This is a genomic window from Streptomyces atratus (assembly GCF_040655115.1).
GTDB classification, from domain to species: domain Bacteria; phylum Actinomycetota; class Actinomycetes; order Streptomycetales; family Streptomycetaceae; genus Streptomyces; species Streptomyces atratus_D.
This window is the reverse complement of the sequence record NZ_JBFAJH010000035.1, coordinates 71,375-83,462: the sequence shown is the minus strand read 5'-3', so window position 1 is coordinate 83,462 and position 12,088 is coordinate 71,375. Positions and strand designations below refer to the sequence as shown.

The following is a 12,088-nucleotide window of genomic DNA, read 5'->3' as shown; positions in this document are numbered from 1 at the left end:
CGCCCATTCCGTCAGGTTCATACACCAGATCATACGACACTCGTGACACCTGAAGGACACTCATGGACACTTAGTCGAGAGCAGTTCCTGACCCCTGATCAACGTTTTCAACGCGCGTCGAACAGGCCTGTCTGGCTTTGTTCACGACTCGCAGGATCAGGCTCAAATTTCGTGAGGACGCCTGTCAGGAGGGCGAGGGCTCAGAGTCGTCCCATTTCCATCCGGTTTCGGGGAACTGCTCGAGCAGGGCAGAGAACAAAGGTGCCTGGTGGATGGCGGACGACCAGTCTTGAGCGGAGACGTCGAGTAGGAGCAGATACGGGGGTTCCTGCCGAAAGTCGTAGGTGAGCATTTCGCGGCTTCCGTCCCCGTCGATGACGACGCTCCCGGGGAAGCGTTCCTGGAAGTCGCCAGCCTCATTGACTTCGATGAGCTCCGCAACGGCATTGATCATCAGGTAGTCGTCCGCAGGAGGAACGAACCGGGCCATGATCCCGTCCGTGGGCAGGAAGTGTCGGTAGTCCTCGGGAAATCGGACTCCGAAGCGGCACTCGACCTGCGAGATCCGGGCGTCGTTCGAACTCATGAGGCCGTTTCTATCAAGGCCGGTCATGCCTGGTGGTGGCGGCTGCCCCGGTGACCTGCCTGTTCGGCGAAAGTACGCCGCGACAACCAACGTTCTCGCAGTACAGCTGCCGCACCGTCACGGCGTCCTTGGTGCGCGTGCTTGAAAGCGGAGATCCGGAGTACAACGGTGCCCGTGCCGGATGCCACACGACGTCGTAGCGCGTGCCGAGACCACATCCGCTCATTGCCGCCCCACCTGCTGCCGGCGTGCTGTCTCACAACCAGCCGCGGCGGGCGGCGATCACTCCGGCCTGGAAGCGGTTGGCGGCGCCGAGGAGGTCGTGCAGGCGGCTGATGCGGCGGCGCATGGTGCGGACGGACCAGCCGAGTTGGCGGGCTATCGCCTCGTCCTTGAGGCCGCTTACCAGGAGGGTGAGCACGAGTCGGTCCTCCTCGCCGAGGGGGTCCTCGGCGGGGGCGTTGAGGGGCAGAGCCTGCTTCCAGCACATTTCCCAGTAGCCGGTAAGGGCGTCGAGCAGGGTGGACGGGCGGATCACCGCTGCGCGGACGTCGTTGAGGTCGAGGGAGAGCGGCATCAGGGCGAGCTTTCGGTCGGCGATGGCGAGTTTGATGCCCAGGCCGGGCAGGACGCGGGCCTGTTCGCCGTGCCGGACCAACTCGCGGATGTCGTCGAGGACGCCCGGCCATTCCAGGGCCTCGGGGGCGTAGACCGCACGGTACCGTACGCCGCGGCCGAGCGCCGTCGCCTCCACCGGGTTGGAGGTGGTCAGGGCGTACGGCGGCCGGTCCAGGGTCATCACGTCCTCGTGAGCCTCCTGCTGAAGGCGGACGAACCAACGGCCGAGCGCCTCGCTGCCGGTGGTGATCTCCACCTCGTCCTCATAGGTCGCGCCGGTGCGCGCGGCGGCGAACAGCCGGGACAGCTCGTCGGCCGCCGAACGGACTCGCTCCAGCTCATTGCTTCTGGCCCGTACCAACGCCTCGACGGCGGCGCCCGGCTCGATCGCGGCGTACCGGCGACGGGAGCCGGCGAGCCGGCCGACCAGCCCGTGGTCGCGGAGCCGGTCCAGCGCCCTGGCGACGCGCTCGGTCGAACAGTCGAGATCCGCGGTGAGTTCGGCAGGGGCCGCCGTCCGCCGGGTCAGGACGGCGCGGTAGACGCTCTCGTCGAACGGATCGATGCCTGCCGCCGTGAGTTGCGGTGTCTCGGGTGTCATGGAGGGATGGTGGCCCAGTTGTGCCAGCGGCAGCAATGGGCCACGGAGATCAGTTGTGCGGCAAGTGCCCTCACCACTAGGACCTTTACGCATGGCAATGAAGTCACGAAGATCGCGTCATGCCGCCCTCGCCGCCGTTGTTCTCGCCGGCACATTGGCGGCGACACCGGGTGCCGCCAACGCGTCCCCGCCCGACCCGTCGCAACGAGTGCTCGTCGAACTGTCCGGGAACCCGGCGGTCACCGCCGCGCCCGGTGGATCGCTGCTGTCCGCCGAGGCCGCCCGCGGCGTCGGCGCCGCCCGCCGCGCGCTCGACGCGCGGCAGGAGACGTTCCTCGGTTCGGCGAAGAACGCCGGGCTGCACCCTTCGGCGACCCGTAAACTGGGTCTGCTCATCGATGCCGTGGCGATGACGGTGCCCGCGTCCGAAGTGGGGCGGCTGTCCTCGCTGCCGGGCGTCACCGCCGTCCGCCCCGACACCAGGGTGCTGACGAAGACGGACGTGAGCGTGCCGCTGATCGGCGCACCCGGCGTCTGGCAGCGCAAGGACCCGGCCGGAAGCCGCGTCACCGGCAAGGGGACCACCGTCGCGATCCTGGACAGCGGCGTGGACTACACCCACCCCGACCTGGGCGGCGGACTCGGCAAGGGGAACAAGGTCGTCGGCGGACACGACTTCGTCAACGGTGACGAGGACCCGATGGACGACAACGGCCACGGCACCCACGTCGCCGGCATCATCGCGGGCAAGGCGGCTGAGAAGGGCGGCGTCACAGGCGTGGCGCCAGGCGCGAATCTGCTCGCCTACAAGGTGATGGACGCCGACGGCTCCGGCTACACGTCGGACATCATCGCCGGAATCGAGGCGGCCTCCGATCCGGCCAACCCGCACCGCGCCGATGTCGTCAACATGAGCCTCGGCGGCCCCGGCGACGGCACCGACCCGCTGGGCCGCGCCGCGACCGCGGCCGTACGAGCCGGTGTGGTCGTGGTGGCCGCGGCGGGAAACGACGGACCGGGCGCGGGTACGGTCAGCACCCCCGGCACCGCCGACGGTGTGCTCTCGGTCGGCGCATCGACGAGCAATCTGCGGCTGCCCAGCGCCTATCTGGCCGACCAGAAACCCGAGTTGATCCAGACCTACCGCGGCATCCTGTCCGCGAACCCGCCGGAGCACCCTGTCACGGCTCCGGTCGTCGATGTCGGCAAGGGCACTGCCGAGGACTGGAAGCGGGTCGGTGACGTACGCGGAAAGATCGTACGGGCCGAGATGCTCATCGCCTCCGACACCCGGTATCTGACGGCGAGCGCCGTGGAGTGGGCGAAGGAGGCGGAGAGGCGTGGTGCGATCGCTGTGCTGGCAGGCTTGCCCTCCAACGACGGCCCGGTCTTCGTCGCCGGTGCGCCGGACGGGGTCCGGCCGCCGGAGATGAACCCCGAGCCCGGAGTGGCCGAGGTGCCGTCATCGCCCGCGCGGATCGACGCCTCCGGCGACTCGCTGCGCATGGACCACCTGGTGGTCATGGGCATCGACTCGACCCAGTACCAGGAGCTGACCACCCGGCTCGCCGCCGGGAAGGTCTCGGTGACGCTGCGGGGCACCGACACCGTCGACCGGATCGCCTCGTTCTCGTCACGCGGCCCCACGCAGGGCTTCGGTCTGAAGCCCGATCTGGTCGCGCCGGGTGTGGAGATCCGCTCCACCGTACCCAAGTCCCTTTACGGGCCCGGCCAGTACCGCATGTCGGGTACGTCGATGGCTGCCCCGCACGTCGCCGGTGCCGCGGCCCTGCTGCGCCAGCTGCACCCCGGCCGGACGCCCGCCGAGATCAAGGCGGAGCTGATCGGCACCGCGAAGCCGCTGAGCGGCACCGGGCCCACGACGCGGGGCGCGGGCCGGCTCGATGTGGCTGCGGCCGCCTCGGCCACGGTCAGCGCCTCACCGGCCTCGCTGTCGTTCGGGCTCGCCGACCTGTCCGGACGTCAGGTCGGCGGCGCCGCGAAGGTGACGCTGCAGAACCCCGGCAAACGGCCAATCACGACCTCATTGCGGACCGACGGTCCGGCCAAGGTCTGGCCGAGCCGGGTCACCGTACCGGCCGGGAGGACCGCGACCGTCACGGTCTCGCTGCGCGTCACCCGGCCCGCCGCCGACACCGAGATCGGCGGCCATCTCACGGCGACCCCCGACCGGGGACCGGCGATCGGAGTGCCCTACCTGCTCGCCGTCCGGCATCTGGCCGTTCAGGCCGCACCCGACCCGAGCGACGGCCACTCGACCGTGCACATCGCCCCGCCGACCCGGCTGGGGGCACCGCCGGTCGTCACCGTCACCCCGCCGAGCGGCAAATCCGTCGAGCTCACCTCCACCCTCGACCCCGCCAGCGGCTACTACCGGGCCCAGGTGACCGGCAGCGTGGCCGGCGCCTACCGGGTCTCGGTACGCGGCACCGCCGCCACCGGGCAACTGCTCACCGGCACCAGCGCCTTCGAGGTCACCCCGGTCGACAGCCGTGGGGACCGCTGGGAGCCGGTCGGCCCCAACAGCGAGGCGGGTTCCGTAGCCCTCTCGGCGAGCCGGCCGAAGCAGGCCGTCCTCACCCAGTACCAGAAGGCGGCTCCCTGGCTGACCACCGACAACGGGGCCTCCTGGCGCCAGTTGGGCCGACTGCCCGTCGCGGACGGCACGGGTCCGCTCGTGGTGGACGCGAGGAATCCCGACCGCTGGTGGTACGCCGTGAACAGCGTCCACGACGGCAGCCGCAGGGGCGCCATCCTGCGCACCGATGACAACGGGCGTACCTGGCGCACGCTCGACGTCCCGGACACCCGCATCGCGGCGCTCGTCGCCGATGAACGGACCCGCACCCTGGTCGCGGTCACCTCGGACGCACTGCTCGTCAGCACGGACGCGGGTGACCACTGGACGACGTATCCGACCGGTGTGACCGGCGCCGTAACCGCTGCCGCGGTCACCGGTGACACCCTCTACATGACGACGTACCACGGTGTCTGGGCCCGATCCGGCATCGGCTCGGGCAACCCCGGCGAAGCACGCCCGCTCTTCGAACCGTCCGGCGGGACCGTCGGCGGGCTGGCCGCTGACTCCTCGGTCGTGGCGGTGTATGTCCCGGGCCGGGGGATTGTCGGTTCCCGTGACAGCGGGGAGACCTGGACCACCCTGCTGTCCATGACGAACGGCGGCCTCCGCCTGACCATCTCGGGTGACGACCTGTACCTGAGCACGCTGTCCGGCAGCGGCCGTCTCAGCCGCGACCACGGGCGGACATGGACCACGGTCGCCGCGCCGTCGCGCGCAGCGCTACCGATGGACTACGACCGTTGGGCCGACGGTTCCGTCACCGTCTCCAGCGAGCAGGACGGTCTCTACCGGGGTGCCGCGGACGGCACCGGTTATCGGCGGATCGGCGTCCAGGGACTGACCGTCAACGATCTCGCGGTCAGTGACGGCCATCTGCTCGCTGCCACCGACAGCGCGGTCTACCGCACCACCCTTCCCGTCGCGAGCCCGGAGTGGGGCCAGTCGGGCGGCGAGGGCATGAGGGGCGTCACCGTTCCGCAGCTTGCCGTGTCGGCCAAGGATCCGAAGGTGATCTGGAAGGTGCGGCGCACCGCGTTCGGCTCCTTCACCGTCGAGCGCAGCGGCGACGGTGGTGCCACCTGGGAGAAGAGGGGCAGTTCGGCGGAGGTGCCGACGGCGCTCCTGGTTCACCCCGCCGACCCGAACCGGGTCATGGTCAGTTTCCGAAGCCTTCTGGGCCAGGGGCTGTTCGCCACCCGCGACGGCGGTGCGACGTGGAAGAACCTCTACCACGAGCGCTCCTTTGGCACCATTGCGGGCGACCCGGCAAATCCGCTGCGCCTGTGGCTCGGCAACACTGCTGGTCTCTACCGGTCTGATGACGGCGGGGTGACCGTCACTAAGGTCGCCGACGGCCCGGTGACCGCGATCGACCTCGACGGACGGCGTCTCGTCGTCGGCGGCGAGAGCGTGCGCACCAGCACCGACGGCGGCCGGACCTTCCGCACCGCGGACACCGGCGCTCTCGCGATCCATGTCTCCGACCTGCTCCGGGTCAAGGACACGCTCTACGCGGCCACCACCAGTTCCGGGGCCAGCGGCCTCCTGCAGGGCGGCCGCGGCGTACTGCGCAGCACCGACCGCGGTCTGAGCTGGCACAACATCTCCACCGGCCTGCAGAACACCGACACCACCAAACTGGCCGTGAGCCCCGACGGCCGCACGCTCTACGTCGGCACCCTCGACGGCGGCGTGCACCGTCTCAGCCTGCGCCACTGATCACTACGGACCGGGCACCCGGACAGAACCTCTGTCCGGGTGCCCGGTCCACGCGTTGGCGCGGCCGGTGGATCAGCGCAACGACCACGACGGCCGGGCCGCCCGGCGCGTGCGCTTCAGCGGCGGCTTCGGTGCGACTTCCAGCCCGGATGGGGTACTTCGGCCGGCAATGCCTTGGTGTAGAGATGAACCCACAGTGGTACGCGCCGAACGCCTGGGCCAAGGGGAGCGCGCCGACGCCCTGCTGCGGCCGGAAGCCTGAGGGCTGACACCCGCGATCGGGAAGAACCGGCGGCGGGTTTCTGGACGACCTCCTGGGCTGAGCGCTGCGGTTACGCGTACGGACGGCTGAGCAGGCCGCGGCGGCATGAAGCACGAGCAGCGCGTGAACGCATGGCGGGGCCACCCTTCTCTGAAGGCATGGCCTATCCATTCGGGTGTTCGAGTGTCCTCGTCGGGGGCCGCTGACCGCACCCTTCTCGACGTAGAAAAAGGGCGCCTGACCATGACAGTTGCCCGTCAGGCACCCCTTTCGGCGCGCACCTCAGCGGCGAGTCGAAACACGTCAGCACCGGGCATATCGGGGTATACGCGGCCGGCGCGCCAAGGAACCGACGGTGCACGGCGTGGACAACGGATGCATGCCCCGGGCACACACCAACGTGTTCATGACCCGTGGCCGGCTGCACCATTCGGCGAGAGATATTCACTTATGATTCCATTTCACCCAATTGGGGACAATAAAGGGTTTCACTCTCACCTCGCTTGCCTTCCCCGTCGAAGATCAATCTGCGGTATCCGGCACACCAGCACGCATCACGCTGCCCTCGTGAGCCTTCGCCGCACAGGTCAAGCGATGAGCAGGAAGGAGGACTGCATGCACCTGACTCCTCATGAGCAGGAACGCCTGCTGGTCCATGTGGCGGCGGATGTCGCCCAGCGGCGCCGTGAGCGAGGGCTGCTGCTGAACTATCCAGAGGTCATGGCGCTGTTGACGACGCACGTGTACGAAGAGGCACGGGCCGGCGCGACGGTGGACTCGATCATGGAATCCGGCCGCCATGTGCTGACGCGCAGCGAAGTCATGGAAGGCGTCCCGGAGATGATCGCCAGCGTCCAGGTCGAGGCGACGTTCCCGGACGGGACGAAGCTGGTGACCATTCACGATCCCTTCGACGAGCCGGCCGAGGACGTGGACGTCCATCCGGGCAAGCTGGAGCTTCTTCCGGACGACGAGGCATTCGCGGTGGTGTTCAACGAGGGCCAGGAGCCCGTGGGACTGCCCGTGAGCAACCCTTCGGACCGTCCGGTCCAGGTCGGCTCCCACTTTCACTTCGCCGAGGTCAACGATGGCCTCGTCTTCGACCGCGTTGTGGCACGCGGCATGCGGCTGCACATCCCCTCCGGGACGTCGGAACGCTTCGAGCCCGGTGACAAGCACACCGTGTGGCTGGTGCCCATCGCGGGGGACCGCATCGTCAGGGGACTTCAGGCCGGGAAGAGCGAAGAGGAGATGCACCTCGATGAGCAGTCAGACTGAACAGCCTCCGGGGCCGTTGAAGCGGTCCGATTACGCCGACCTCTACGGTCCGACGGCCGGCGACCGGGTCCGGCTCGCCGACACCGAGCTCGTCGTCCGGATCGATGCGGACTGGTGCGGCGGGCCCGGCCGCAGCGGCGACGAGATGATCTTCGGCGGCGGCAAGGTGATCCGCGAGTCGATGGGCCAGTCGCACGTCCCGCGGGACGATCCCCGCGCACCGGTGGACACGGTGATCACCGGTGCGCTCATCCTGGACCACTGGGGCGTGGTGAAGGCCGACGTCGGTCTGCGCGACGGACGGATCCAGGCGATCGGCAAGGCGTACAACCCCGAGACGATGTCGCCGACGCCCCCCAGCGACGCACGTGCGTCGGACTTCGTCGTCGGGCCCGAGACGGAGGTGATCTCCGGCAACGGACGGATCCTGACCGCGGGCGGCGTCGACACCCACGTGCACTTCCTGTGCCCCGAGCAGATCCACGAAGCCCTCGCGTCGGGTGTGACCACGCTGATCGGCGGCGGCACCGGGCCTGCGGAGGGCAGTACGGCCACCACGGTGACGCCCGGCAAGTGGCACCTCCAGCGGATGTTCGAGGCACTGGACTCCTATCCGGTCAACATCGGTCTGCTCGCCAAGGGCAGCACGGTCTCAGAGAAGGCGCTGCGCGACCAGGTCGCCGCCGGCGCCCTCGGTTTCAAGATCCACGAGGACTGGGGTGCCACGCCCGCGGTGATCGATGCGGCGCTGAGGGTCTGCGAGGAGACCGGTGTCCAGGTCGCCCTGCACGCCGACTCGCTGAACGAGTCCGGGTTCGTGCGCCACACACTCGCCGCGACCAAGAAACGCTGCACAACCACGGAGACCAAGTACCACAGCTTGCACGTCTTCCACGTCGAAGGCGCCGGCGGCGGTCATGCCCCCGACATGATCAGTTTGGTGGGCGAGCCGAGTGTGCTGCCCGCCTCGACGAATCCGACCCGGCCCCTGACGGTCAACACCGTCAAGGAACACGTCGACATGATGATCGTCTGTCACCACCTCAACCCCGAGATCAAGGCGGACATGGCGTTCGCCGACTCGCGGATCCGGCCCTCCACCATGGCTGCCGAGGACCTGCTGCACGACATGGGCGCCATCTCGATGATGTCCTCCGACGCGCAGGCCATGGGGCGCATCGGTGAGATGATCATGCGGACCTGGCAAACCGCGCACGTCATGAAGTCCCGCTACGGACACCTGTGCGAGGACGACGCCAAAGCGGACAACTTCCGGGCCCGGCGCTACATCGCCAAGTACACGATCAACCCAGCCATCACCCACGGCATCGACGACGAGGTCGGTTCCGTCGAGGTGGGCAAACTGGCCGACCTGGTGCTGTGGGAACCGAAGTTCTTCGGTGTGAAACCGCACATGGTCATCAAGGCAGGCCAGATCGCGTACGCGCAGGTCGGTGACGCCAACGCCTCGATTCCGACGCCGCAGCCGTTCCTGCCGCGTCCGGTGTGGGGGTTCAGTGGCCGGTCCCCGAAGGCCAACTCCTTCAACTTCGTCTCGGAGCCGGCCGTCGACGGCGAGTTGTCCCGGATCGGCCTGCTCAAGCCGCTGCGCGCGATCAAGTCCACCCGCGAGGTGACCAAGGCCGACATGGTGCACAACGACGGCCTGCCGGAGATCGTCATCGACCCCGACACCTTCGACGTCACCATCGGCGGTGCCACCACCGCGGACGTACGCACCACGGTGGACGGGCAACTGATCGGACGGCACTACGCCAGCGAACTCCCCATGGCTCAGCGGTACTTCCTGTTCTGATCCCCCACGTCGGCCCGGCCGCGCCTTCTCGCCGGGCCGCCTGTCCCTGTGAAAGGCGGGCCGCTGAACTCATGAGCCGTGCTGCACTGCTCGTCCTGGCCGATGGACGCTTTCCCGCCGGTGGGCATGCCCACTCCGGCGGTATGGAGGCCGCGATCGCCTCTCAAAGCGTGTACGACACTGCGAGTCTGGAGGCGTTCTGCCGGGGGCGTCTGCACACCGCCGGGCTGACGGCGGCCGGGCTCGCCGCCGCAGCGGCCACCGGACACGACCCCCTTGCCCTCGACGAGGCCGCCGACGCCCGTACGCCCATGCCCGCGCTGCGGCAGGTCGCGCGCAGGTTGGGCCGACAGATGATGCGCGCGGCCCGTGCCACCTGGCCCTCAGCCGACCTCGAGCGGCTCGCCCGCGACCGGCCGCAGGGAGCGCACCAGCCGGTCGTCCTCGGCGTCGCGGCCCGCGCCGCCGGCCTGACGCCGTTCGACGTCGCGCAGTGCGCCGCGTACGAGAACGTCAGCGGGCCGGCGACCGCGGCGGTACGGCTGCTGAGCCTCGACCCGTTCGACGCGACCGCCCTACTGGCACGGCTCGCCGGTGAACTCGACGACGTCGCCCGATCCGCAGCCGACGCGGCGGATCGGGTCGCCGCCGACGGTACCGGCGTGCTGCCCGCCGCGTCCTCTCCGCTGCTGGACATCACCGGCGAGCAACACGCCGCCTGGAGCCTCCGCCTCTTCGCATCCTGACCTGCCTCTTCCTGCTGGAGCCACCATGCACCTCGACCACCCCACGACCATGCCCCGCCGCTACACCTTCAGCGCCGATGCGGTGCGCCCCGACGGCAACCGCCGCGCGCTGCGGGTCGGGCTCGGCGGGCCCGTAGGCTCAGGCAAGACTGCGACCGTCGCCGCGCTGTGCCGTGCGCTGCGGGACCGGTTGTCCATCGCCGTAGTCACCAACGACATCTACACACGCGAGGATGCCGAGTTCCTGCGCCGCGAGGCTGTGCTGCCGCCGGAACGGATCACCGCCGTGGAGACCGGCGCCTGCCCGCACACCGCGATCCGCGACGACATCTCCGCCAACCTCGAAGCCGTCGAGCAGTTGGAACAGACGCTGCATCCGCTGGACCTGATCCTCATCGAGTCCGGAGGAGACAACCTCACCGCCACCTTCTCGCGCGGACTCGTCGACACTCAAGTGTTCGTGATCGACGTGGCCAGCGGCGACGACATCCCACGCAAGGGCGGTCCCGGCATCACCACTGCCGACCTCCTCGTGGTCAACAAAACCGACCTCGCGCCGTATGTCGGAGCCGACCTGAACACCATGGCGGCCGACGCGAAGAAGCAGCGCGGCGCTCTGCCGGTCGCATTCACCAGCCTCGCCTTGCCCGACGGGATCCGTCCGGTCGCCGACTGGATCACCGGGCAACTTACCGCGTGGCGTGCCGGGGCCGCCGCGTGACCGGCACCACTCAACTGCCGGCCGCGCCCCCGACACCGGCCGGGCCCCGACCGAAGACCGAAGGAGGCACCACGGACAACGGGCTGCCGGTCGAGGCGCCCTGTGCGGTTCGGGCGCACACGCCCGGCACCCACCCGACCGTCCCTCACCCCACCGGCGTCCGCGCCACCGCCCGTATCCGAGCCGCCCACAACGGCCGCGCCACGACGCTCCCGTTCCTGCACAGCGACGGCCCCTTCCACCTGCGCCGGCTGCGAACCCGCGACGGGCAGGCGCGGGTCAGCGTGATCGGGGCCATGAGCGCGCCGCTCGGCGGGGACCGCCTCGCCCTCGACATCGCGGCCGAAGCGCGAGCAGAACTGGAGGTGACCACGGCAGCCGCCACCATCGCCCTGCGCGGTGCCACCACCGCACCCGCCACCTACGACGTCCGGCTCACCGTCGGCGAGGACGCATCCGTGAACTGGCTGCCGAAGCCGTTGATCAGCACCCGAGGCAGCACTCTGCACCAGTCCTACACCGTGGAACTCACCTCCACCTCCCGTCTGCTGTTGCGGGAGGAACAGCTCCTCGGCCGCACAGCGGAGCCCTCCGGTCATCTCTCCACCCGCCTGACAGTGCGGCGCGACGGCCGACTGCTCCTTGACCAGCACACCGCCTACGGTGGCCCCGCGCCGGCCTGGGACGGCCCTGCAGTCCTGGGCGGGCACCGCACCGCCGGACAACTCCTCGTCGTGCACCCCCAACTAGTTGCAGACCAGAAGCCGTTTCTCATCGGTGACGATCCGGAGGAGGGATGCGCCGTCCTCACCCCTCTCGCCAACGGGCCGGCACTGCTTGCCACCGCCGTCGCACCTACACCGGCCCACTTACGCCGCATCCTCGACACGGCTCTCGCACACGCCCTGATCGCGCAGGAGACTATATGAAATCCGGCACCCGGCCGGCCATGGCCGGCGGCTCCAACTCGCCCTGGTCTGGGCACAGGAGGTACTCCATGCGGCGACGCTTCCGATGGCCATCGCAGAGCGCAGGGTGCACCGGCGCGGCCCGGTGGACGGCACCGTGCGGTGTGTACTGCGAGGCCGGAAGGTTCACAGCACGGAGGCGCACTGCGATGCGACGCCGGCGGAGCCGTC

8 protein-coding genes are annotated in these 12,088 nt (G+C 69.5%); 6 read left to right on the top strand and 2 right to left on the bottom strand.

The window, feature by feature from the left end; all coding sequences use genetic code 11:
- Positions 1-184: 184 nt before the first annotated feature.
- Together AB0I23_RS29005 and AB0I23_RS29000 are read right to left on the bottom strand one after the other, a co-directional pair.
- On the bottom strand, positions 185-586 hold the full coding sequence (locus AB0I23_RS29005) for an SMI1/KNR4 family protein (RefSeq protein ID WP_359113642.1): 402 nt from the start codon (positions 584-586) through the stop codon (positions 185-187).
- A gap of 256 nt (positions 587-842) precedes the next feature.
- Entirely contained in the window at positions 843-1,805 is a 963-nt protein-coding gene (locus AB0I23_RS29000; RefSeq protein ID WP_359113640.1) for a helix-turn-helix domain-containing protein, read from the bottom strand.
- Positions 1,806-1,896: 91 nt separating this feature from the next.
- Between AB0I23_RS29000 and AB0I23_RS28995 the strand changes: the two genes are divergently transcribed.
- The 6 genes from AB0I23_RS28995 to AB0I23_RS28970 all read left to right on the top strand — a co-directional run bounded on the left by AB0I23_RS28995 (position 1,897) and on the right by AB0I23_RS28970 (position 11,878).
- Complete coding sequence (locus AB0I23_RS28995) at positions 1,897-6,126, top strand: S8 family serine peptidase (protein ID WP_359113638.1); 4,230 nt, start codon at positions 1,897-1,899, stop codon at positions 6,124-6,126.
- 877 nt (positions 6,127-7,003) lie between these two features.
- Entirely contained in the window at positions 7,004-7,666 is a 663-nt protein-coding gene (locus AB0I23_RS28990) for an urease subunit gamma (RefSeq protein ID WP_359113636.1), read from the top strand.
- Positions 7,650-9,482, top strand: coding sequence for an urease subunit alpha (locus tag AB0I23_RS28985; RefSeq protein WP_359113634.1), 1,833 nt, complete (start codon positions 7,650-7,652; stop codon positions 9,480-9,482). Before AB0I23_RS28990 ends, AB0I23_RS28985 begins: the two co-directional genes overlap by 17 nt.
- Positions 9,483-9,553: 71 nt before the next feature.
- Complete coding sequence (locus AB0I23_RS28980) at positions 9,554-10,228, top strand: urease accessory protein UreF (RefSeq protein WP_359113632.1); 675 nt, start codon at positions 9,554-9,556, stop codon at positions 10,226-10,228.
- Positions 10,229-10,253: 25 nt separating this feature from the next.
- Positions 10,254-10,949, top strand: coding sequence for an urease accessory protein UreG (gene ureG / locus AB0I23_RS28975; protein WP_359113630.1), 696 nt, complete (start codon positions 10,254-10,256; stop codon positions 10,947-10,949).
- On the top strand, positions 10,946-11,878 hold the full coding sequence (locus tag AB0I23_RS28970; RefSeq protein ID WP_359113628.1) for an urease accessory protein UreD: 933 nt from the start codon (positions 10,946-10,948) through the stop codon (positions 11,876-11,878). Before ureG ends, AB0I23_RS28970 begins: the two co-directional genes overlap by 4 nt.
- Positions 11,879-12,088: the final 210 nt, after the last annotated feature.